Annotated in this window: 18 protein-coding genes and 2 rRNA genes (1 of these 20 cut by a window edge); all 20 read left to right on the top strand. The window is 46.0% G+C overall.

Annotated elements, in window-relative coordinates; genetic code table 11:
* Positions 1 to 284 precede the first annotated feature (284 nt).
* Positions 285 to 2,771 (top strand): stage II sporulation protein E, encoded by a 2,487-nt coding sequence (gene spoIIE, locus ACSQ2E_RS22605; protein ID WP_435994283.1) that lies wholly within the window; start codon positions 285 to 287, stop codon positions 2,769 to 2,771.
* Positions 2,772 to 2,862: 91 nt separating this feature from the next.
* The gene (locus ACSQ2E_RS22600) at positions 2,863 to 3,603 is read left to right on the top strand and encodes a VWA domain-containing protein (protein ID WP_060674201.1); all 741 of its coding nucleotides are present in this window, start codon (positions 2,863 to 2,865) and stop codon (positions 3,601 to 3,603) included.
* Positions 3,572 to 4,579 carry a protein kinase domain-containing protein gene (locus tag ACSQ2E_RS22595; RefSeq protein ID WP_435994692.1) on the top strand — a complete coding sequence of 336 codons (1,008 nt, stop codon included), beginning with the start codon at positions 3,572 to 3,574 and terminating at the stop codon, positions 4,577 to 4,579. Before ACSQ2E_RS22600 ends, ACSQ2E_RS22595 begins: the two co-directional genes overlap by 32 nt.
* A 68-nt stretch (positions 4,580 to 4,647) precedes the next feature.
* Positions 4,648 to 6,051, top strand: coding sequence for a tRNA lysidine(34) synthetase TilS (gene tilS, locus ACSQ2E_RS22590; protein ID WP_435994280.1), 1,404 nt, complete (start codon positions 4,648 to 4,650; stop codon positions 6,049 to 6,051).
* A 3-nt stretch (positions 6,052 to 6,054) separates the two neighbouring features.
* Positions 6,055 to 6,603: a hypoxanthine phosphoribosyltransferase gene (gene hpt, locus ACSQ2E_RS22585; protein ID WP_034762998.1), complete on the top strand. Its 549-nt coding sequence runs from the start codon at positions 6,055 to 6,057 to the stop codon at positions 6,601 to 6,603.
* 103 nt (positions 6,604 to 6,706) lie between these two features.
* The gene (gene ftsH, locus ACSQ2E_RS22580) at positions 6,707 to 8,668 is read left to right on the top strand and encodes an ATP-dependent zinc metalloprotease FtsH (protein ID WP_435994277.1); all 1,962 of its coding nucleotides are present in this window, start codon (positions 6,707 to 6,709) and stop codon (positions 8,666 to 8,668) included.
* Positions 8,669 to 9,290: 622 nt separating this feature from the next.
* Entirely contained in the window at positions 9,291 to 10,058 is a 768-nt protein-coding gene (locus tag ACSQ2E_RS22575; protein WP_435994275.1) for a type III pantothenate kinase, read from the top strand.
* Positions 10,059 to 10,077: 19 nt separating this feature from the next.
* Complete coding sequence (gene hslO / locus ACSQ2E_RS22570) at positions 10,078 to 10,959, top strand: Hsp33 family molecular chaperone HslO (RefSeq protein WP_435994274.1); 882 nt, start codon at positions 10,078 to 10,080, stop codon at positions 10,957 to 10,959.
* Positions 10,960 to 10,984: 25 nt separating this feature from the next.
* Positions 10,985 to 11,866 (top strand): peptidyl-prolyl cis-trans isomerase, encoded by an 882-nt coding sequence (locus ACSQ2E_RS22565; protein ID WP_435994273.1) that lies wholly within the window; start codon positions 10,985 to 10,987, stop codon positions 11,864 to 11,866.
* Between the two features lie 233 nt (positions 11,867 to 12,099).
* Positions 12,100 to 13,029 carry a cysteine synthase A gene (gene cysK / locus ACSQ2E_RS22560; RefSeq protein WP_435994271.1) on the top strand — a complete coding sequence of 310 codons (930 nt, stop codon included), beginning with the start codon at positions 12,100 to 12,102 and terminating at the stop codon, positions 13,027 to 13,029.
* A gap of 161 nt (positions 13,030 to 13,190) precedes the next feature.
* The gene (gene pabB / locus ACSQ2E_RS22555) at positions 13,191 to 14,594 is read left to right on the top strand and encodes an aminodeoxychorismate synthase, component I (RefSeq protein ID WP_435994269.1); all 1,404 of its coding nucleotides are present in this window, start codon (positions 13,191 to 13,193) and stop codon (positions 14,592 to 14,594) included.
* A complete protein-coding gene (gene pabA / locus ACSQ2E_RS22550) occupies positions 14,591 to 15,175 on the top strand; it encodes an aminodeoxychorismate/anthranilate synthase component II (protein ID WP_435994267.1) in 585 nt (194 codons plus the stop codon). Before pabB ends, pabA begins: the two co-directional genes overlap by 4 nt.
* 3 nt (positions 15,176 to 15,178) lie before the next feature.
* On the top strand, positions 15,179 to 16,048 hold the full coding sequence (gene pabC, locus ACSQ2E_RS22545) for an aminodeoxychorismate lyase (RefSeq protein WP_435994265.1): 870 nt from the start codon (positions 15,179 to 15,181) through the stop codon (positions 16,046 to 16,048).
* Positions 16,049 to 16,100: 52 nt separating this feature from the next.
* On the top strand, positions 16,101 to 16,874 hold the full coding sequence (gene folP, locus ACSQ2E_RS22540) for a dihydropteroate synthase (protein WP_435994690.1): 774 nt from the start codon (positions 16,101 to 16,103) through the stop codon (positions 16,872 to 16,874).
* Positions 16,867 to 17,226: a dihydroneopterin aldolase gene (gene folB, locus ACSQ2E_RS22535; protein WP_435994263.1), complete on the top strand. Its 360-nt coding sequence runs from the start codon at positions 16,867 to 16,869 to the stop codon at positions 17,224 to 17,226. Before folP ends, folB begins: the two co-directional genes overlap by 8 nt.
* Position 17,227: 1 nt before the next feature.
* Positions 17,228 to 17,752, top strand: a complete 525-nt coding sequence (gene folK / locus ACSQ2E_RS22530) for a 2-amino-4-hydroxy-6-hydroxymethyldihydropteridine diphosphokinase (RefSeq protein WP_435994261.1) — start codon at positions 17,228 to 17,230, stop codon at positions 17,750 to 17,752.
* Positions 17,704 to 17,928, top strand: coding sequence for a helix-turn-helix domain-containing protein (locus ACSQ2E_RS22525; protein ID WP_435994259.1), 225 nt, complete (start codon positions 17,704 to 17,706; stop codon positions 17,926 to 17,928). Before folK ends, ACSQ2E_RS22525 begins: the two co-directional genes overlap by 49 nt.
* A gap of 239 nt (positions 17,929 to 18,167) precedes the next feature.
* Positions 18,168 to 19,664 carry a lysine--tRNA ligase gene (gene lysS / locus ACSQ2E_RS22520; RefSeq protein WP_435994257.1) on the top strand — a complete coding sequence of 499 codons (1,497 nt, stop codon included), beginning with the start codon at positions 18,168 to 18,170 and terminating at the stop codon, positions 19,662 to 19,664.
* A gap of 422 nt (positions 19,665 to 20,086) precedes the next feature.
* Positions 20,087 to 21,638 (top strand): 16S ribosomal RNA (locus tag ACSQ2E_RS22515).
* Between the two features lie 349 nt (positions 21,639 to 21,987).
* Positions 21,988 to 24,244: ribosomal RNA gene (locus ACSQ2E_RS22510) — 23S ribosomal RNA — on the top strand (it continues 679 nt past the right edge of the window).
* The 16S and 23S rRNA genes sit together here, the layout of an rRNA operon.

Here is a 24,244-nt window from a genome sequence, read left to right as displayed (position 1 = left end):
GATATGCACCTTTTTGGCACAAAAACTATGATACCTAGAAAGAATTATCTTGTCAATATACAATCATAAAGAAATTGTCAAAATTCCCTTAAGCATGGTTACATAAGCATTTGAAAAGAAAAGATCCTATCTTGTAAGGAGAGTAAACTTGAATATTCTGAATATTTTACCGGAAACCATAGAAAGACGTCGAAACATTCTTGGAATGCATTCCCTCATTTTGACAAAGTTTTGAGCTTGTACCCTTTATACTGAACAAAAAAGAAATGGGGAGTGTTTCATACATGGGGAAAGTCGATCAGTCGATCATCGAACCTGTTCAGAACGTAGACATTGAACACACTAGGGTGGAACTGTCCAAGGGGATCCGGTCCATTTATTCAAAGCTTGAGTGGTTATTCGTAGAAAAGGGGGTTGCTCTATTCGTCATCGGGTTTCTCCTCGGTAGAGCTTTAATCCTTTCACATCTGTCACCTTTTGCTCTGCCGTTCTTTGCGTCGGTTTATATTATAAGGAGAGAGAAGTCGCCGATCGCACTCATCGGATTGCTGGCAGGAGCGCTCACCTTATCCATTCCTAGTATCAGTTATACGTTTGTCAGTGCGGTATTATTCCTGTTAACGTATCGATTATCGCAGAAATATCACAAGAATAATGTGAGGGCTGTCGCCTTCTATGTGTTCTTTACGGTGATGGCTGCAAAGCTTGGGTTCGATTATATCCAACAGGGACAGGACTTGACGATTTATAACGGTGTCATGGCGGTAATTGAAGCAAGCCTTGCGTTTCTCTTAACCTATATCTTCATCCAGAGCGTCCCCCTTGTAACGGTTCAGCGCAGAAGGAAATCACTGAAAACAGAAGAAGTGGTGAGTTTGATCATCCTCCTGGCCTCGATCATGACGGGAACGATCGGATGGTCAGTATACAATCTGTCTGTAGAACATGTGTTATCAAGATACCTGGTACTGCTGTTCTCCTTTATTGCAGGGGCCACAGTGGGCTCGACGGTAGGGGTCGTGACCGGCCTCGTCTTCAGTTTAGCCAACGTTTCAAGCTTTTATCAAATGAGCTTGCTTGCTTTTTCCGGACTTCTGGGCGGACTCATGAAAGAAGGGAAGAAATTCGGAGCGGCAATCGGTTTGTTAATCGCTACATTACTAATGGGCATGTACGGAGATACGGATACAGTCATTACGAAAACCCTTTATGAATCGGGGGTAGCGATATTACTTCTATTTCTCACTCCTCAAAGTTTAACGTCTAAAATTGCGAGGCATATACCTGGTACAGCTGAATATCAGCAGGACCAACAAGGGTATATGCGCCGGGTGAGGGATGTGACCGCCCACCGGGTCACCCAATTCTCGTCAGTGTTTCAGGCTCTTTCGAACAGCTTTCAACAAATAGAAGACCGGTTTGAAGAGGAGGAAGATAAAGAATTTGACTATTTTCTCAGCAATGTCACTGAGAAGACGTGTCAAACCTGCTTTAAGAAGGATCAGTGCTGGGCGCGGAATTTTGATAAAACCTATAATCTCATGAAAGATGTGATGACTGAGTACGATCAGGGAAGGGTCCCCCTTTCCCCGAGACTTGCAAGAGAAGTAGAGAAGCATTGTACGAGAGAGAAGAAATTGAAGGATACGATCTATCAGGAGCTCACTTTCTATCAGGCCAATCTGAAATTGAAGAAACAGGTACAGGAAAGCAGGAAGCTTGTGGCTGACCAGCTGCTTGGTGTATCTGAAGTCATGGGGAATTTCGCGAAAGAAATCCAGAGAGAAAGGGAGAATCATCATATTCAGGAAGAGCAGATCCTGGCAAGTATCGGAGAGTTCGGGATCGAGATCGAAAACATAGAAATCTATAATCTGGAGCAAGGGAATGTCGATATCGACATGACCATGCCTTATTGCGGAGGTCACGGACAGGGGGAAAAGCTCATCGCACCCATGTTATCCGATATTCTAGGTGAAAACATCGTGGTACAAAAGGAGGAGTGCGCTCAATTTCCAAATGGTCAGTGTCACGTAACCTTCCAATCTGCAAAGAAATTTGTCGTCGATACAGGGGCATCCCATGCGGCAAAAGGGGGCGGACTGATTTCAGGAGACAGTTACTCCATGATTGAATTGGGAAGGGGGAAGTATGCCGTTGCGATCAGTGACGGGATGGGGAACGGTGAACGGGCCCATTACGAAAGCAATGAAACACTGAGGCTATTGAAAAAGATCCTGGAGTCGGGGATCGAAGAACAGGTGGCGATCAAGTCCATTAATTCGATTCTCTCCCTCAGAACAAATGATGAAATTTTCTCCACGCTGGATTTAGCTATGATCGATCTTCAGAATGCGTCTTCGAGGTTCTTAAAAATAGGTTCGACCCCAAGCTTCATTAAGCGGGGGGATAAGATCCTCAAGGTGGAAGCCAGCAACTTGCCGATGGGGATGCTTCAGCAGGACTTTGATGTCGATGTCGTCTCGGAACAGCTGAAAGCAGGAGATCTTCTTATCATGATGAGTGACGGTGCCTTTGAGGGGCCGAAGCATGTAGAAAATTATGACCAGTGGATGAAGCGTAAGATAAAGGAACTCGAAACCGATGATCCACAGGAAGTGGCAGACATATTAATGGAGGAGGTCATCCGGTCGAGCTCGGGTTTAATAGAGGATGATATGACGATTGTGGTATCGAAAATCAAACATAATATACCGAAGTGGTCATCCATCCCCATGCAAAAATCAAAGACGAAAGATAAAATTTCCTAGGGTCCGCACCCTTTAAAATAGTTAACTAGAGTATAAATCCCTCCTTATTCGGCGAAGATGATATCAACTTTAGAATGAGGAGGGGAGTCTGATGAAGCCAGGTACACTTCGTCAAATTCTTTTAATTACGGATGGTTGCTCGAATCAAGGAGAAGATCCAATTGCGATGGCAGCCCTTGCCAAGGAGCAGGGAATCTCGGTCAATGTAATTGGTGTAATGGATAATGACGTCATAGATGATAATGGAATGCAGGAAATTGAAGGGATTGCTCTATCGGGGGGTGGAGTGAGTCAGATTGTATATGCAGAAACGCTTTCACAAACGGTACAGATGGTCACGCGGAAAGCCATGACTCAGACCTTACAGGGAGTAGTGAATAAAGAGTTGAAACAAATTCTCGGGAAATCCGCATCCATGGAAGAGCTTCCTCCCGAACAGCGTGGAGAGGTCATGGAAGTAGTGGATGAACTGGGTGAGTCCGTCGATATGGAGGTGTTGATTCTTGTCGATACGTCTGCAAGTATGAAGCACAAGCTTCCGACGGTCAAAGAAGCCTTGCTGGATCTGTCATTAAGCTTAAACGCGAGGATGGGTGATAACAAGTTTTCTGTGTTTGTATTTCCCGGGAAACGACAAGATGTCGAAAAATTGCTGGATTGGACACCAAGGCTCGAAACACTGACGAGTATTTTCTCTAAATTGTCTCCAGGCGGTATTACTCCAACCGGGCCGGCGATTTCAGAGGCCATCACACACTTTAAGAAAAAACGTTCATTAAGGGGATTGCTCTCTCGTGGCGATGATGAACAATACTTCGAAGAAACCATTTAGTTTCCCCCCTGGAACAGTTATAAGAGGCAAGTGGTATAAACATATTTATACGATTGTAAAAGAATTGGGGTATGGGGCAAACGGGATTGTATACCTTGTGCAGGGGTCCTCAGGATACCAGGCGTTAAAAATGAGTGACAGCAATGTATCGATCACATCTGAAGTCAATGTACTAAAAGCTTTCTCCAAGGTCCAAGGTTCCCCCCTTGGGCCCAAGCTTCTTGATGTGGACGATTGGGAGGTAAGGGGTCAAAAAATCCATTTCTACGTGATGGAATATATACAGGGAACCGATCTCCTGTCGTTTGTTCAATCGAAGGGATTCTCCTGGACAGGTGTCCTCGTTGCTCAGCTCCTGACAGACCTGGAGCGGATTCATAAGGAAGGCTGGGTCTTTGGGGATCTAAAGCCTGAAAACTTAATTGTGACAGGTCCTCCATACAGAATTCGCTGTATTGACGTTGGGGGGACGACCATTAATGGCCGGGCGATCAAGGAGTTTACGGAGTTTTTTGATAGAGGGTATTGGATTGGGGGATCAAGGAGGGCGGAACCTTCCTATGATCTTTTCTCAGTAGGGATGATTCTTATCAATTTGGCCTATCCAACGCGTTTCACTAAGACCGGGGAAGGGAATATAAAACAACTGAGGCAGGCCGTGGATTCCAAGGACCAGCTGAAAAAATTCGCAGGGACGATCCTGGAGGCACTCGATGGCAAATTTCAAACCGCCAGTGATATGAGAGAGAGTCTTTTACATGGACTCTCACATGCCCGAACGGTGCAACAGCCTAAACCGAGACCTATTGCCCAAAGAACCGTTCCACAGAGCTCTACTGTACGAACATCCTCCCCCCACCCAAGCAGATATCAAAATCAGCGGAATAAAAATTCAAGTCACTTTCTGGAGACTGTGCTTGTCGTGATCATTGTATCTCTCCTGTACGTTTTGTATATTTATGGAGAATTGCTGTAGCGTAACGGTGTGAGAAACCAGTAGAAATTGATACAATGGGGAAAATGGTTTTAGAAAGAGGAAGCACAATGTTAGAGCATACGACAAAACGATTCATTCAAGATCACCGGCTCATTCAAAAGGGCGATCGCATTCTGGTAGCAGTATCAGGCGGTCCTGATTCCCTCGCGCTGCTGCACTTTCTTGACTCGAACAAAGGAGAGTTAGGGGTGGAAGTGACCGCGGCCCATCTGGATCATATGTTCAGGGGGGACGAATCCTTTCAGGAGCTTCAGTTCGTCCGGGATTTCTGTCATCAGCGGAATATCCCCTTTTACGGAGAAAGAGTGGATGTTTCGAAGGAAATCGAAGCCGTAAATGGAAGCATGCAGGATATGGCCCGAAAAATTCGTTATGGGTTTCTGGAGGAAGTCATGAGAGAGGTGTCAGCCACCAAGCTTGCCTTGGGTCATCACGGGGATGATCAAGTCGAAACCATCCTGATGAAATTGACAAGAGGGGCATCGGGGGCGAGTAGAGCCGGCATTCCCCTGAAACGATCATTTGCTGACGGGGACATTATCCGGCCGTTCCTGACTGTGACTAAAGTGGAGATCGAGAACTATTGTGAAAGGCATGATCTGGAGCCGCGAAGAGATCCCAGTAACCAGAAGGAAGTCTATACAAGGAATCGGTTTAGAAAGAGGATCCTTCCATTCTTAAAACAGGAAAACCCTCATGTCCATCTTCAATTTCAACGGTTTAGTGAAGAATTGACAGAAGATGAGGCATATTTAGAGGAATTAACAAAGGAAAAGTTGAATAAGGTATGGAATAACACTGGGGAGCACTCCTTCATACATATCGATGGTTTTCTTGCAATGGCTCAGCCTTTACAAAGAAGAGGGATTAATCTAATATTAAACTATCTTTACAAACTAAGACCATCTTCCTTATCGTCTATACATATTTACGATGTACTGAGTATTTTAAAAGGAAAAGCGCCTAATGCCAGCATAGACTTACCACAGGGGCTTAAGGTAACACGTGCGTATCATACATGCTATTTTCACTTTGGAGAATTAGCCTTGACCGAGATTCCATATTGTTATGAGCTGCAGGTTGATAAGGGGCTGGACATTCAAGGTGAATATCAGTTTTATCTCTATTCTTCCCCGCACACCCCGGACTGTACCGGTGATGTGATCTATCTTGATCCAAGCGCTGTGTCCCTCCCTCTTTACGTGCGAACGAGAAGAAAAGAGGATAGAATGAAAGTGAAGGGGATGGAAGGCTCCAAGAAGCTGAAAACCCTCTTTATCGATCATAAACTTCCCGCTCACCTTCGTGAGGAGTGGCCGGTTGTAGTGGATGCTGAACAACATATACTCTGGGTTCCGGGAATGAAGAAGTCTATTTACGATTTGGGAGAAGAGCAGGAAAATAGTTTAGTACTACAATTTACAAGCAATCATCTTCTAGGAGGCAGTTGAACATTGTTAAACCAAGATATTGAGAAAGTGTTAATTTCAGAAGAAGAACTTCAAGAAAAGATTAAAGCGTTAGGTGCACAATTAACAGAGGAATATCAAGACCGTTTTCCTTTGGCGATTGGCGTTTTAAAAGGTGCGATGCCCTTCATGGCTGACCTTTGCAAGCGCATGGATACTCATATGGAAATGGATTTCATGGATGTATCCAGCTACGGGAACTCTACTGTCTCTTCAGGAGAAGTAAAGATTGTGAAAGATTTAGATACAAAGGTAGAAGGCCGGGATATTCTCATCATTGAAGATATCATCGACAGCGGATTGACATTAAGCTATCTGGTGGAGCTTTTCCGCTATCGTAAGGCGAAATCCATCAGCATTGTGACGCTGCTTGACAAACCAACCGGTCGTAAAGCAGATATCAAAGCGGACTACGTGGGCTTCATTGTTCCTGACGAGTTCGTGGTCGGATATGGTCTCGATTACGCTGAAAGATATCGTAATCTGCCGTATATCGGTGTTTTAAAACCAAGAGTGTATACAACGGGAGAATAAGTATATTCTAAAGAGGAATCTTGTAAGTGCAATTTGTTGTAATGCCATGATTTTCTATGATACTATTTTACTTAGTTTGTTTACCCGTGGGAGGAGGTAAGGGATGAACCGGATCTTTCGAAACACCATATTCTATTTACTAGTCTTTTTAGTGATCATAGGTGTGGTGAGTTATTTCAGTAACAACAACGAGCCAACCAAAAATATCGAGTACAGTACATTTATTAATAACCTTGAAGACGGAGATGTTTCTTCTTTTTCAATTCAGCCTGGCAGAGGTGTTTATGAAGTAAAAGGACAAATGGAAGGGGCTAAAGAAGGAGAGTACTTCTTGACCTATGTCCTTACCACAGATGGAAAGCTGATGGATAAGATTAATGCTGCGGCATCGGAGCAAGGCATCGATGTGGAAGTATTACAGGCCAAGGAAACAAGCGGCTGGGTATCTTTCTTCACAACCATCATTCCGTTTGTCATCATCTTCATTCTGTTCTTCTTCTTACTTAACCAAGCTCAAGGCGGCGGAAGCCGTGTCATGAACTTTGGTAAGAGTAAGGCAAAGCTTTACAGTGAAGAGAAGAAGAAAGTCCGCTTTAAAGATGTAGCGGGCGCAGATGAAGAAAAGCAGGAGCTTGTAGAGGTAGTGGAATTCTTAAAGGATCCACGCAAGTTCTCTGAAGTGGGCGCCCGCATTCCGAAGGGTGTCCTGCTAGTGGGACCTCCTGGTACAGGTAAAACCCTGCTTGCACGAGCGGTAGCTGGAGAAGCGGGAGTTCCATTCTTCTCAATCAGTGGTTCCGACTTCGTTGAAATGTTTGTCGGTGTCGGTGCATCTCGTGTACGTGATTTATTCGAAAACGCGAAGAAGAACGCGCCTTGTATCATCTTCATTGATGAAATTGATGCAGTCGGTCGTCAACGTGGAGCAGGCTTGGGCGGAGGTCACGATGAGCGTGAGCAAACCCTGAACCAGTTACTTGTCGAGATGGATGGTTTCGGAGCGAACGAAGGAATCATCATCGTCGCTGCAACGAACAGACCTGACATTCTGGATCCGGCATTATTACGTCCGGGACGTTTTGACCGTCAAATCACAGTAGATCGTCCAGACTTAAAAGGCCGTGAAGCTGTCCTTAAAGTACATTCTCATAACAAACCGCTTGATGATTCAGTCGATCTAAAAGCGATTGCTATGAGAACACCAGGTTTCTCCGGAGCCGATTTGGAAAACCTTCTGAACGAAGCGGCACTTGTGGCAGCCCGTGAAGATAAGAAGAAAATTGATATGCGCGATATCGACGAAGCAACGGACCGTGTCATTGCAGGTCCTGCCAAGAAGAGCAAAGTCATATCTGAAAAAGAACGTAAAATCGTGGCATTCCATGAAGCGGGTCACACCGTGATTGGATTAGTCCTTGATGAAGCTGACATGGTACATAAGGTGACCATCGTTCCTCGTGGGCAGGCTGGCGGCTATGCTGTCATGCTTCCTAAGGAAGACCGTTACTTTATGACGAAGCCTGAGCTTCTTGATAAGATTACCGGTTTACTTGGGGGTCGAGTAGCAGAGGAAATCATCTTCGGTGATGTATCCACTGGTGCGCACAATGACTTCCAACGTGCAACTGGAATCGCCCGTAAAATGGTCACTGAATATGGTATGAGTGATAAGCTTGGACCACTTCAGTTCGGTCAATCCCAAGGTGGTCAAGTGTTCCTTGGACGCGACATCAATAGTGAACAAAACTATTCAGATGCCATCGCGTATGAAATTGACTTAGAAATGCAGCGTCTTATTAAAGAAAGCTATGAGAGAGCGAAGCGAATTCTTACTGAGAACCGTGACAAGCTTGAACTCATTGCCAAAACTTTATTAGATATAGAAACACTAGACGCAGCGCAAATCAAGTCTCTAATGGATCACGGCAAACTGCCTGAACGCACATATGAATCCGATCAGGACAACAGTGACGTGAAGGTGAACATCCAGAAGAAAAATGAAGAGACTGCGATTGTAGAAGACACGACTTCCAAAGAAGACGACTCTACTTCTGATCGCACTTAATAGAGAGGGATGCATCCATTTATGGGTGCATCCTTTTTGTTGTGGGGATCCTGGCTTACGCTGGCGGGGTGTTTGTCGATTGGTGCTGGTTCCTGCCCTTTTAGAATTGGGTATAATTGTAAAACGGCTGGATTCTTCCCGGTTTTGGCCGGATTTTCAATTGAAATGGCTGGATTCTGCTCAATTTCGGCTGGATAAAACAGCATTTCGGCCGGATTATGATGAAAAACGGCCAGATTCTCGCAACGAGCCGCCCATTCGTCTTATGCTTGTCCCCTCTAGGCAAAGCCCTTGCGCTTTTGTACCATCCAGCTCCACCGGCTAGCTCCTCGAGGTCATAAGGCAACTTCACCAAAAAGGCAAAAAACGCCTTTCCGGTGAAGTCGCCTTATGCTTGCCGGATCTGACCAAGCCGGTTCCGCTTTTGTATCATCCAGCTCCAGGGCTTAGAGGCTCGAGGTCATAAGCTAAACATGCCCAAAAGGCAAAAAACCGCCTTTTAGTCATGTTCATCTTATGCTTGTCGCCTCTAGGCAAAGCCCTTGCGCTTTTGTACCTATTCTAAATAAATTATGGTATGATGTTGGCAGTGTGAAAACAATTGGCTTAGTAGGTGAGGATATTGATTTTTGTAATGGATGTAGGGAATACCAATATTGTGTTTGGTGTGTATGAAAATGACCATTTAAAATATCATTGGAGAGCTGAAACGAATCGACATAAAACCGAAGATGAGTTTGGCATGCTTGTAAAGAATCTATTTGAGCATGTGAATTTGACGTTTGAGGAAATTGACGGGATCATCATTTCTTCCGTTGTCCCTCCGATCATGTTCAGTTTGGAACGCATGTGTGAGAAGTATTTTCATATTACTCCACTTGTCGTGGGACCCGGGATTAAGACAGGCTTAAACATCAAGTATGAAAATCCCAGGGAAGTCGGAGCGGATCGAATCGTCAACGCAGTCGCTGGCATTCACGAATACGGTGGCCCGCTCATCATCGTTGACTTCGGAACAGCGACGACGTATTGCTATATCAATGAAGAACGACAATATATGGGTGGTGCGATTGCCCCGGGAATAGGTATATCAACGGAGGCCCTGTACTCGAAGGCGGCCAAACTGCCAAGGATTGAAATCGCCCGTCCGGAACAGATCATCGGAAAGAATACAGTGACAGCTATGCAGGCGGGTATTCTTTATGGATATGTTGGACAAGTCGAAGGTATCGTTCAAAGAATGAAAGCACAAAGTAAGAAAGAGCCAACGGTCATTGCCACTGGAGGATTAGCCACGCTGATTTCGAAAGAATCCAATAGCATTGACGTAGTAGATCCATTCCTGACGTTAAAAGGACTTAAACTAATCTACAAGAGAAATGTGAATTAAAGAGAAAGGGGCTACAACCATGAGTGACTATTTAGTAAAGGCGTTAGCTTATGACGGACAAGTGCGTGCTTATGCTGTCAAAAGTACGGATACAGTAGGGGAAGCGCAAAGAAGACATGGTACATGGCCGACTGCATCAGCAGCACTTGGTCGAAGCATCAGTGCCGGTGTGATGATGGGGGCTATGCTCAAAGGTGAAAATAAATTAACGATCAAAGTAGAAGGCGGCGGTCCGATCGGAGCGATCCTTGTGGACAGCAATGCAAAAGGTGAGGTCAGAGGATACGTGACCAACCCCCATGTCCACTTTGATTTGAATGAGCACGGAAAACTTGATGTCCGCCGTGCGGTCGGGACGGAAGGTACGTTATCGATTGTAAAGGATATCGGTATGAGAGATCATTTCTCCGGTCAGGTTCCCATTGTGTCAGGAGAACTTGGGGAAGATTTCACCTATTATTTTGTCACATCAGAACAAGTGCCTTCTTCTGTAGGGGTCGGAGTTTTGGTCAATCCAGACAACTCGATTCTTGCTGCAGGAGGATTCATCCTCCAGCTTATGCCGGGTACGGAGGATGAGACGATTACAAAGATTGAGGAACGTCTGGCGAAAATCCCTCCAATCTCTAAGTTGATTGAAAAAGGTCTTAGTCCTGAAGAGGTATTGGAAGAAGTACTTGGAAAAGGGGAAGTCAAAGTACTTGAAACACTTCCAGTGGCATTTAAATGCCAATGCAATAAAGAGCGTTTCTCGAATGCCATCATCAGCTTAGGGGAACAGGAAATTCAAGAGATGATCGATGAAGATGGAAGTGCGGAAGCAAGTTGTCACTTCTGTAATGAAACCTATATATTTTCTAAAGAAGAATTAGAAGAATTGAAATCAAGCGCTAAGGAATAAATTACATCCAGGGAGAATGGGAGAAATGAGAATTAAACGGTCTGTCCTCATGGTGGTCATCGGGGTACTACTTGTTACGAATCTGATCACGCTTGTGTGGAACTGGTCCTCAGGGAAAGTCGGTACTCCGGAAGTAGTGGCATCGGTTGGCGGAGAATCCGTGACCCGGGAGGATTGGTTATACGCATTGGAACAGCAACATGGAAAAGAAGAGCTGAGGGCTATGATCAATCAAAAAGTGATCGACCACTTAGCGAAGAAATACGATATTTCTGTTTCAAATAAAGAAGTAGAACAGGAATACTATCTTATTCAATCCGTTTATAATGCCTATGACGAAGAAAACCTTGAAGATGAAGATACGCTGAAAGAGCAGATCGAATCGGAATTATTATTAGAGGAACTCATCACGAAGGATGTCCAGGTTCCTGAAAAAGAGATGAAAAAATTCTACACACAAAATGAGGATCAGTATTCCATCCCTAAAATGTATAAGCTGAAGCAGTTGAAGGTAGCGGATCAAACAGAGGCGGAGCAGGTTCTGAAGGAACTCGATGGGGGATCTAACTTTGAAGCATTGGCCATGGAACGCTCTACCGATGAGCAAAGCGCACATTTAGGGGGGGACATTGGGTATGTTCCCATTGATGGGGATATTCTTTCTCCGGAAGCGAAGTCGGAGGTAGAACCGTTATCACAGGGTGAATGGACATCACCGATTCGACAGGATTCAGAATATGTGATTTATTACGTTGACGGTATCCTGAAGGAGAGAGATTTTTCTTTTAAGGAAGTAAAATCACAAATTCGCAGACAGATTGCTTTAGAACAAGTCCAAACACCACTAAAGCCTGAATCCTTTTGGGATGAAGTGAACGTCGAGTGGTTTTATGGCAAACAGGAGTAATGAAGGAGCTGGCTTCGGTCAGCTCCTTTTACATAGTTCGAACCCTTTCAACGAAACATAGGATAAGTGTAAGGTGCATATAAATGTAGGTGAGTGAGCAGGGTGTGCAATCGCGGCGTCTGCCCGTGGAGCAGTGCCCGGGAAAGAAAAGCAATATCGTTGACAAATATATTGAATATTGTTACATTTTATTAAAACCAACAAATTTACTTGGAATTAGGAGTGATGAACGAATGGTGAGAGTAGCCAATTCAATTTCAGAATTAATAGGTCAGACTCCAGTGGTAAAACTGAATCGATTAGTGGATGAGAATAGTGCGGATGTATATTTGAAATTAGAATACATGAATCCGGGCAGTTCCGTGAAAGATCGGATCGCCCTGGCTATGATTGAAGCAGGGGAAGCTGCAGGTACAATCAAACCTGGAGATACAATTGTTGAGCCGACAAGCGGCAACACAGGTATCGGCCTTGCCATGGTCGCTGCCGCTAAAGGATACCGTTCTTTGCTCGTCATGCCGGACACGATGAGTACAGAAAGGCACAACCTGTTACGAGCATATGGTGCTGAATTGGTGCTGACACCGGGTTCTGAAGGAATGAATGGCGCCATTCGCAAAGCGGAAGAGCTGTCGAAAGAAAAAGGCTTCTTCATGCCGCAGCAATTCAAAAATGAAGCTAATCCCAAGGTTCATCGTGAAACGACCGGACCGGAAATCGTTGAACAGATGGGTGATCAGCTTGATGCCTTCATCGCGGGTATCGGTACAGGCGGAACCATTACAGGCGTTGGTGAAGTGTTGAAAAAGCATTATCCATCGGTTGAACTATACGCAGTCGAGCCGTCGGATTCCCCCGTTTTATCAGGTGGAAAGCCGGGCCCTCATAAAATTCAGGGAATAGGAGCCGGATTCATCCCTGAGGTTTTAGATACAAATGTATATGACCATGTCATACAGGTCGATAATGATTCAGCTTTTGAGTATGCAAGAAGAGCAGCAAAAGAAGAAGGAATCCTAGGCGGAATTTCCTCCGGGGCAGCCATCTATTCAGCCCTTGAAGTAGCGAAGAAGTTAGGGAAGGGCAAAAAAGTGCTTGCCATCCTCCCTAGTAACGGGGAACGCTATTTAAGCACCCCACTTTACCAATTTGATGAAGAATAGAATGTGAATGCCGGATCCTGAAGTGCACATTGCTTCGGGATCCGTTTTTTTAATGTTTGAAACCTCTTTAGCCCGCACATGACTTCACTTTTTTAACGATGAAACCTTCCCGAAGTTCATGTATTATGAAAGGAGATAAACATTAGGAGTGTGAGGGGTCCGTGCAGCACCTGTACTTTCATAAAAACCATACAACCAAAGAACAATTCTTCGCAGCATACGAACAGCTCAGTCAGCATCAAACACATCATATTTTGTTAGAAAGTGGACGGGGTGGACGATATAGTGTGGCTGGACTGCACCCTGACGTCATTTTACAAAGTATTCCGGAAGGTTTGAGAATACAAGACTCAACTGGAGCTGAAGTGATACATGGAGATCCGTTGATTCAATTGGAAAAATGGATGGCCCCCCATCGAACGGATAGAAGAGAGGATCTCCCTGACTTCCAGGGGGGAGTAATCGGTTTTCTTAGTTATGACTATGCAAGAAAGATCGAGAAACTCCCTTCGCTTGGGCGTGATGATCTGGAGATCCCCGACCTTTATTTTTACTATCTGAAAGAGTGGGCGGTCTTCGATCATCAGGAGAATTGTTTATGGACGATGATTTTATCCGATCAAGAGACGGGATCGGCAGAAGAGAAGCTTTCACAGTGGACTTCCTCCTGGGATAATGCCCTGTCATCCATGAATGAAACGAAGAGCACCCCTCTGCATCAAGGCAGGGCGGATATAGAGGTGTCCATGGATGAGGATGAGTTTTCAGAAGCAGTGAAAAGAATTCAATCTTATATCTCACAGGGGGATGTCTTTCAGGTGAATTTATCTGTCCGGCAGTCTCAACAGTTGAGAACAGGGCCATATGCGGTTTATAAAAAGCTTCGGGAATTAAATCCCTCTCCTTATATGAGTTATATCCACAGCCCGGATTTCCAGATTGTTTCCGGATCACCTGAGCTGCTTGTGAAGAAGAAAGGAACGGAAGTAAGCACGAGGCCGATTGCAGGCACCCGGTCCCGTGGGAAGGATGCAGATGAGGATGAGAGACTTGCCCTGGAACTGATCCATAATGAAAAAGAGAGAGCCGAGCATGTGATGCTTGTGGATCTGGAACGGAATGACTTGGGGAAGGTATGCCAGTACGGGACAGTCGAAGTCAACGAGTTCATGGTGATCGAAAAATATTCCCACGTCATGCACATCGTATCCAATGTCAAGGGGAAACTGGATGAAACCAAAACGGGGGCGGACGTCATTCGATCTGTTTTTCCTGGGGGAACGATTACCGGTGCGCCTAAAGTGAGGACGATGGAGATCATCGAAGAGCTTGAACCGGTCAGGCGGGGAATTTACACAGGCTCCATTGGCTGGATTGGCCTCAATGGCGATATGGAATTGAACATCGTCATACGGACGATGTTTGTGAAAGAAGGAAAAGGTCACATTCAAGCAGGTGCGGGAGTGGTGATTGATTCCAACCCAACGTACGAATACAAGGAATCTCTGAAGAAAGCAAAAGCCCTCTGGGTCGCGAAGGCAATGGCGGAAGGAGAAAATCTATGATTCTCATGATTGATAACTATGATTCATTTACCTATAATCTTGTGCAATTTTTAGGGGAGCTTGGAGAAGAGCTGATCGTGAAGCGAAACGATGAGATCACCCTCGATGAAATTGAAGCTTTGTCCCCGGATTATTTGATGATTTCTCCGGGTCCTTGCAGCCCGAACGAAGCGGGTGTAAGTCTTGAAGCGATCCGAACATTTGCCGGAAAGATTCCGATCTTCGGCGTTTGTCTCGGACATCAGTCAATCGCCCAGGTTTTCGGAGGAGACGTCATTCGTGCCGAACGGTTAATGCACGGAAAGGTCTCCCCGATGATCCATGATGGGAAAACCGTGTTTGAAGGGATGCCGAATCCATTCAATGCAACGAGGTATCATTCCCTGATCGTGAAACGGGAGACCCTTCCGGATTGCTTCGATATTTCAGCGGAGACATCACAGGGAGAAATCATGGCGATCAGACATAAATACCTTCCTGTGGAGGGAGTACAGTTCCACCCTGAATCCATCATGACGGAGCAAGGGAAGCGGCTGCTCCTTAATTTTCTGAACGCATATAAAAAAGTCGGGATGGCCTGACCCATGTATCTATACCTAAACGGGGACATCGTTCACTTGTCGGAAGCGGTCATTTCTCCATTTGATCACGGCTACTTGTACGGGATGGGAGTATTTGAAACCTTTCGAACTTATGACGGCCATCCATTTTTGCTAAAGGATCATCTGAACAGGCTTTCACTGGGGTTAAAGGAATTAAATATTGAAGTTGACCTGGATGAGGAAGAGATCAGGTTGACCATTTCGGAGTTGTTAAAGAAAAACGACCTTATGGATGCGTATTGCCGGTTCAATGTGTCAGGCGGGGCTGAAGAAATCGGCTTGAAGACGACTCCTTATGAGAGCGCAACCGTCATACTTTTTCAAAAGGAATTACCGCCTTCCACCCCTTTAAAAGAAAAAGAAGGTGTATTCCTAAAGCTTAGGAGAAATACTCCTGAAACGGGAGAACGACTTAAATCCCATCATTACCTGAACAATATGGCGGCAAAAAGGGAAATCGGAGCAACACCAGACAAAGAAGGTATCTTTCTGACAAAAGAAGGATACCTCTGTGAAGGGATCACCTCCAACCTCTTCTGGGTAAAGGACGGGGAAATATATACGCCGTCGGTGGAAACCGGACTGTTAAACGGCATCACCAGGCAGTTCATCCTGGCTCTTGCCGATCGATTGGGTATCCCAGTACAGGTCGGGATGTTTGGGAAATTGGAAATACTTGAAGCGGATGAAGTGTTTTTCACGAATTCCGTTCAAGAGATCATCCCGGTGAACAAAATGGGGTCTTTGCGTTTACCGGGACGACATGGAAAGTATGTTGGGCAGCTTCATGAGCAGTACACCGAATATACACCATACTTGAATTCAATACAGGAATTAAAGCGAGGGGGATGACGAAGTGGAGTGCGGAAAATACGAACTTGATTTCACAGGGAAGACCTTTATCATGGGGATACTTAATATCACTCCCGATTCGTTCTCGGACGGCGGGTCTTTCAATGAGCTAGACCGGGCTGTGGAACGTGCGAAAGAAATGGTGGAGATGGGAGCAGACATCATTGATATAGGTGGTGAGTCCACCCGGCCTGGCCACGAGGTCGTACCTGCCGAAGAAGAGATTTCGCGGGTGGTGCCGATTATAGAAGCGATCTCCCGGGAAGTGAACGTACCAATCTCCATTGATACGTATAAGGCTGCCACGGCAAGAAAAGCGCTTGAAGCAGGGGCGAGTATCATAAATGATGTATGGGGTGCGAAAAAGGATCCAGAAATGGCTCAAGTAGCGGCGGATACCGGTGCCCCGATCATTCTCATGCATAACCGGGATACCCGGGAGTACAGCCACTTCGTACGGGATGCAATTCAAGATCTGCAGGAAAGCATCTTCATCGCAAAAGAAGCGGGCGTAAAAGATGAACAGATCATCCTTGATCCTGGCATTGGTTTTGCCAAAACAGTACAATTGAACATAGATATGATGAGGCGTCTGGATGTCATCGTCTCCCTTGGCTATCCGGTCCTGCTCGGAACGTCACGGAAATCCATCATTGGACATGTCCTTGATCTCCCTGTAGAGGAGAGGATGGAGGGGACGGGGGCTACAGTTTGCTACGGTATTCAAAAAGGCTGTCACATCGTACGTGTTCATGATGTAAAGGAAATGGCACGTATGGCAAAAATGATGGATGTCCTTGTTGGAAAGGAGAAAAGGTATGGATAAGATTCTATTGAACGAAATGGAGTTTTACGGCTATCACGGTGTATTCCAGGAGGAGAACAAACTTGGACAACGTTTTCGTGTTAGTGTAGAGTTGCATTTAGATTTAAGGAAGTCCGGTCAAAGCGATCAGCTTGAAGACTCCGTAAACTATGCGGAGATCTATTCCATCACTAAGTCTGTTGTGGAGGGAGAGCCCAAGAATTTGGTCGAAGCCGTGGCTGAAGACATCTCTTCCCGGATCCTGGAAACATTCAACGCGGTCAAAAGCTGTAAAATCACACTAATCAAGCCTGACCCACCCATTCCTGGTCATTACCAATCGGTGGCGGTGGAGATTAATAGGAGTCGATAGGATGAATACTGCATATATTTCCCTTGGTTCCAACATGGGAGACAGGGCGGTTTATTTAGAAAAAGCCATAAACATCTTAGGCAGTCATGGTAAGATAGAGGTAACGAAACGATCCTCTCTGTATGAAACAGACCCCGTAGGATTTACAGAACAAGATCAATTTTTGAACATGGTCATCGAAATTCGTACCAGTTTAAGTCCAGAAACTCTATTACATCAGTGCTTGCAGGTGGAAATCGATCTTGGAAGGGAAAGGGAGTTCAAATGGGGTCCGAGGATAATCGACCTCGATATCTTACTCTTTAATCAAGAAACGATCGAAACAGAGAATCTATACATCCCTCACCCAAGGATGCAAGAAAGAGCATTTGTATTAATCCCGTTATTAGAGGTGGCTCCGAGGGTTGAGCATCCTTCTTTTAATGCCCCGTTAGCTGAATTTCTGGACGAAATACCTGACAAAGAAGGAGTTCGGTTATGGAAACAGATAAATGGGGAAGACGCATTCGTGCATTCAGAAAGCTAAAAGGATTTACTCAGGAAAGTTTGGCGAAGGAACTCTCCATCTCCGTTTCGGTCCTTGGAGAAGTGGAAAGAGGGAGTCGGATACCGAAAGAGGATTTTTTGGTGAACGTTGCAGAAGTACTGAACATTCCTCTGAACGATCTGATCCCTCAAGAAAAACCTGACCGTAGTGAGTAAAAGCCGCTTGATTCACCTGTATTCCTTTTTATGTTATTCTAGATAAGGCTGTAACCAATATGTGACACTGTCACCCAATTGGATCGGCCTTTTTTAGATTTTTTCAATAGGTTTTCAGGCACCCCGACGTACGTTTCTGAAATTACTCATACTTTAGGGGTGTTACAAACATAGATATTGTGTAAAATAGTATGGTATATAACCGTATTAGTCTACTAAAGCAAGCAGATAGAATAGGAGTGAAACACATGAGTCACGAAGAAATCAATGACCAGCTTCGCGTCAGACGCGAAAAGATGGATGCCATCCGTGAAAAAGGACAGGATCCATTCGGTAAACGCTATGATCGTACACACAGTTCATTGGATATCAAATCTCAATTCGATGAGTTTTCTAAAGAGGAACTGGAAGAGAAAGATATCACTGTCACGATCGCAGGCCGTATCATGACGAAGCGTGGAAAAGGAAAAGCGGGATTTGCCCATCTTCAGGATCTGGCAGGACAAGTTCAAATCTATGTTCGTAAAGATGCCATCGGTGAAGAAGCATATGAGGTTTTCAATACAGCAGACCTTGGTGATATCGTAGGGATCACCGGTACTGTATTCAAAACAAAAGTAGGGGAACTGTCTGTTAAAGCGAAAGAATTCCACCTGCTGACGAAAGCACTTCGACCGCTTCCTGAAAAATTCCACGGTTTAAAAGACGTTGAACAACGTTACCGTCAGCGTTATCTGGACCTGATTACAAGTCAGGAAAGCAAAGAAACGTTCATCGCCAGAAGCCGCATCATTCAATCTATGAGAAGATACCTGGACAGTAACGGTTATTTGGAAGTAGAAACACCAATGATGCACGCAATCGCAGGAGGGGCTTCTGCCCGTCCATTCAATACACATCATAACGCTCTTGATATGCCGCTTTATATGCGTATCGCAATCGAACTTCATCTAAAACGCCTGATCGTCGGTGGGCTTGAAAAAGTATACGAAATTGGACGTGTATTCCGTAACGAGGGAGTCTCAACAAGACATAACCCTGAGTTCACGATGATCGAGCTTTATGAAGCGTATGCAGATTACCGTGATATCATGGCTCTAACTGAAAATCTTGTTGCCCATATTGCAAAGGAAGTATTCGGATCGACTACGGTTCAATATGCCGACAATGAAATCAATCTTGAGCCGGAATGGACTCGTCTTCATATGGTAGACGCCGTTAAAGAGCACACAGGTGTGGACTTCTGGCAGAAAATGTCCGATGAAGATGCCCGTGCCCTTGCGAAAGAACACGGAATCGAAATAAAAGACAATATGCAATATGGTCACGTCGTCAATGAATTCTTCGAACAAAAGGTGGAAGATAAGCTGATTCAGCCTACCTTCATCTATGGTCATCCAGTGGAAATTTCTCCACTTGCGAAGAAGAATGACGAAGACCCACGCTTCACGGATCGCTTTGAACTATTCATCGTAGGCCGTGAACATGCCAATGCCTTCACGGAGCTTAATGATCCAATCGATCAAAGAGAACGCTTTGAGGCACAATTAAAAGAGCGAGAAGAAGGAAACGACGAAGCCCACATGATGGATAATGATTTCATCGAGGCTCTTGAATACGGAATGCCCCCAACTGGTGGCCTTGGAATCGGCATCGACAGACTGGTTATGCTGTTAACCAATTCCCCTTCCATCCGGGACGTACTATTATTCCCATTAATGCGTCACCGTGACTAATAAGATATGTAGAAACAGCCAAGGGTTCAACCTTGGCTGTTTTTTTGAATTGTATTGAAAAGAATGGTAGATAATAATTTGGTGCAAACACTCAATCGGGACTAAAGATGTTCTTTCTCTTACGTAAAAATGAAAGGAAACAATGTCATTAGACTGATATTATATAGAAGTTAAAAAAGAACCGTAAAAACTCTTGCGCCAAGGTTTTTATGGTGGTATAGTATTATCTGTTGCCGCAAAACGCGACACACAACATGAAAAACTTTTTGAAAAAAGTTATTGACTTAAAAGAGTCGATAATGTAATATTTAAAGGGTCGCTTCAAACAGAAGCACATACACATTGAACCTTGAAAACTGAACAAAACAAGACAATACGTCAACGTTAATTTAAGATTTATTTTTAAAGAGCTATTCAAACTTTTATCGGAGAGTTTGATCCTGGCTCAGGACGAACGCTGGCGGCGTGCCTAATACATGCAAGTCGAGCGGATTGAAGGGAGCTTGCTCCCTGATATCAGCGGCGGACGGGTGAGTAACACGTGGGTAACCTGCCTGTAAGACTGGGATAACTCCGGGAAACCGGGGCTAATACCGGATAACTCATTTCCTCGCATGAGGAAATGTTGAAAGGTGGCTTTTAGCTATCACTTACAGATGGACCCGCGGCGCATTAGCTAGTTGGTGAGGTAACGGCTCACCAAGGCAACGATGCGTAGCCGACCTGAGAGGGTGATCGGCCACACTGGGACTGAGACACGGCCCAGACTCCTACGGGAGGCAGCAGTAGGGAATCTTCCGCAATGGACGAAAGTCTGACGGAGCAACGCCGCGTGAGTGATGAAGGTTTTCGGATCGTAAAGCTCTGTTGTTAGGGAAGAACAAGTGCCGTTCGAATAGGGCGGCACCTTGACGGTACCTAACCAGAAAGCCACGGCTAACTACGTGCCAGCAGCCGCGGTAATACGTAGGTGGCAAGCGTTGTCCGGAATTATTGGGCGTAAAGCGCGCGCAGGTGGTTTCTTAAGTCTGATGTGAAAGCCCACGGCTCAACCGTGGAGGGTCATTGGAAACTGGGGAACTTGAGTGCAGAAGAGGAAAGTGGAATTCCAAGTGTAGCGGTGAAATGCGTAGATATTTGGAGGAACACCAGTGGCGAAGGCGACTTTCTGGTCTGTAACTGACACTGAGGCGCGAAAGCGTGGGGAGCAAACAGGATTAGATACCCTGGTAGTCCACGCCGTAAACGATGAGTGCTAAGTGTTAGGGGGTTTCCGCCCCTTAGTGCTGCAGCTAACGCATTAAGCACTCCGCCTGGGGAGTACGGTCGCAAGACTGAAACTCAAAGGAATTGACGGGGGCCCGCACAAGCGGTGGAGCATGTGGTTTAATTCGAAGCAACGCGAAGAACCTTACCAGGTCTTGACATCCTCTGACAACCCTAGAGATAGGGCTTTCCCCTTCGGGGGACAGAGTGACAGGTGGTGCATGGTTGTCGTCAGCTCGTGTCGTGAGATGTTGGGTTAAGTCCCGCAACGAGCGCAACCCTTGATCTTAGTTGCCAGCATTCAGTTGGGCACTCTAAGATGACTGCCGGTGACAAACCGGAGGAAGGTGGGGATGACGTCAAATCATCATGCCCCTTATGACCTGGGCTACACACGTGCTACAATGGACGGTACAAAGGGCAGCAAGACCGCGAGGTTTAGCCAATCCCATAAAACCGTTCTCAGTTCGGATTGTAGGCTGCAACTCGCCTACATGAAGCTGGAATCGCTAGTAATCGCGGATCAGCATGCCGCGGTGAATACGTTCCCGGGCCTTGTACACACCGCCCGTCACACCACGAGAGTTTGTAACACCCGAAGTCGGTGAGGTAACCTTTTGGAGCCAGCCGCCTAAGGTGGGACAGATGATTGGGGTGAAGTCGTAACAAGGTAGCCGTATCGGAAGGTGCGGCTGGATCACCTCCTTTCTAAGGAAGATTTACAAAAACGTTTGACACGTCGAAGTTTTGTTCAGTTTTGATGGTTCAACAAGGTTTTTTGCGACAGCAAAATAACCACCATCAAAACTTTTTGTCTCTTACGAGATAAAAAAGGATTTGTTCTTTGAAAACTAGATAAAGATAAATTGATAGTCAAGAAATTACCGAGTATCGCCATTTTAGGTTTTAAACCTTAATTAGTAAGTGATCAAATTTTGATTTAGCAGCGAGAAGGTCGAGGAAGCGAAGGAGTGAACACCGGAGCGCACTTAGCGTGCGTGAGGATGTGAACGACTGAAGCTGACGAAGAGATTCGAAGCTGATAAAGCGAAATTTAGGTTAAGTTATGAAGGGCGCACGGTGGATGCCTTGGCACTAGGAGCCGACGAAGGACGGGACTAACACCGATATGCTTTGGGGAGCTGTAAGTGAGCTTTGATCCAGAGATTTCCGAATGGGGGAACCCATTGTTCGTAATGGAACAATATCCTTACTTGAATACATAGAGTATGGAAGGCAGACCCAGGGAACTGAAACATCTAAGTACCTGGAGGAAGAGAAAGCAATTGCGATTCCCTGAGTAGCGGCGAGCGAAACGGGATATAGCCCAAACCAAGAGGCTTGCCTCTTGGGGTTGTAGGACACTCTATACGGAGTTACAAAGGAATGAAGTAGACGAAGAAGTCTGGAAAGGCTCGTCAAAGAAGGTAACAACCCTGTAGTTGAAACTTCATTCCCTCTTGAGTGGATCCTGAGTACGGCGGGACACGTGAAATCCCGTCGGAAGCTGGGAGGACCATCTCCCAAGGCTAAATACTCCCTAGTGACCGATAGTGAACCAGTACCGTGAGGGAAAGGTGAAAAGCACCCCGGAAGGGGAGTGAAATAGAACCTGAAACCGTGTGCCTACAAGTAGTCAGAGCCCGTTAACGGGTGATGGCGTGCCTTTTGTAGAATGAACCGGCGAGTTACGATCCCATGCAAGGTTAAGTTGATAAGACGGAGCCGCAGCGAAAGCGAGTCTGAATAGGGCGAATTTAGTATGTGGTCGTAGACCCGAAACCAGGTGATCTACCCATGTCCAGGATGAAGTTCAGGTAACACTGAATGGAGGTCCGAACCCACGCACGTTGAAAAGTGCGGGGATGAGGTGTGGGTAGCGGAGAAATTCCAATCGAACTTGGAGATAGCTGGTTCTCTCCGAAATAGCTTTAGGGCTAGCCTCATGTGTAAGAGTCTTGGAGGTAGAGCACTGTTTGGACTAGGGGCCCTCATCGGGTTACCGAATTCAGACAAACTCCGAATGCCAAAGACTTATCCATGGGAGTCAGACTGCGAGTGATAAGATCCGTAGTCGAAAGGGAAACAGCCCAGACCACCAGCTAAGGTCCCAAAGTATACGTTAAGTGGAAAAGGATGTGGAGTTGCTTAGACAACCAGGATGTTGGCTTAGAAGCAGCCACCATTTAAAGAGTGCGTAATAGCTCACTGGTCGAGTGACTCTGCGCCGAAAATGTACCGGGGCTAAACGTATCACCGAAGCTGTGGATTGACACCTCTTGGTGTCAGTGGTAGGAGAGCGTTCTAAGGACTGCGAAGCTAGACCGTAAGGACTGGTGGAGTGCTTAGAAGTGAGAATGCCGGTATGAGTAGCGAAAGATGGGTGAGAATCCCATCCACCGAATGCCTAAGGTTTCCTGAGGAAGGCTCGTCCGCTCAGGGTTAGTCGGGACCTAAGTCGAGGCCGATAGGCGTAGACGATGGACAACAGGTTGATATTCCTGTACCACCTCTTTTCCGTTTGAGCAATGGGGGGACGCAGGAGGATAGGGTAAGCGCACTGCTGGATATGTGCGTCTAAGCAGTTAGGCTGATGATGAGGCAAATCCCGTCATCGTGAAGGCTGAGCTGTGACAGCGAGCGAATTATAGTAGCGAAGTTCCTGATTCCACACTGCCAAGAAAAGCCTCTAGCGAGGAAAAAGGTGCCCGTACCGCAAACCGACACAGGTAGGCGAGGAGAGAATCCTAAGGTGAGCGAGAGAACTCTCGTTAAGGAACTCGGCAAAATGACCCCGTAACTTCGGGAGAAGGGGTGCTCTGGTAGGGTGCAAGCCCGAGAGAGCCGCAGTGAATAGGCCCAGGCGACTGTTTAGCAAAAACACAGGTCTCTGCGAAGCCGTAAGGCGAAGTATAGGGGCTGACGCCTGCCCGGTGCTGGAAGGTTAAGAGGAGTGCTTAGCGCAAGCGAAGGTGCGAATCGAAGCCCCAGTAAACGGCGGCCGTAACTATAACGGTCCTAAGGTAGCGAAATTCCTTGTCGGGTAAGTTCCGACCCGCACGAAAGGCGTAACGATCTGGGCACTGTCTCAACGAGAGACTCGGTGAAATTATAGTACCTGTGAAGATGCAGGTTACCCGCGACAGGACGGAAAGACCCCGTGGAGCTTTACTGTAGCCTGATATTGAATTTTGGTACAGCTTGTACAGGATAGGTAGGAGCCTTGGAAACCGGAGCGCTAGCTTCGGTGGAGGCATCGGTGGGATACTACCCTGGCTGTATTGAAATTCTAACCCGCGCCCCTTATCGGGGTG

This window comes from Rossellomorea sp. LjRoot5 (genome assembly GCF_964253455.1).
Classification (GTDB): Bacteria; Bacillota; Bacilli; order Bacillales; family Bacillaceae_B; genus Rossellomorea.
Note: the sequence above shows the minus strand (reverse complement) of the source record. Positions and strands in the feature narration are given on the sequence as shown.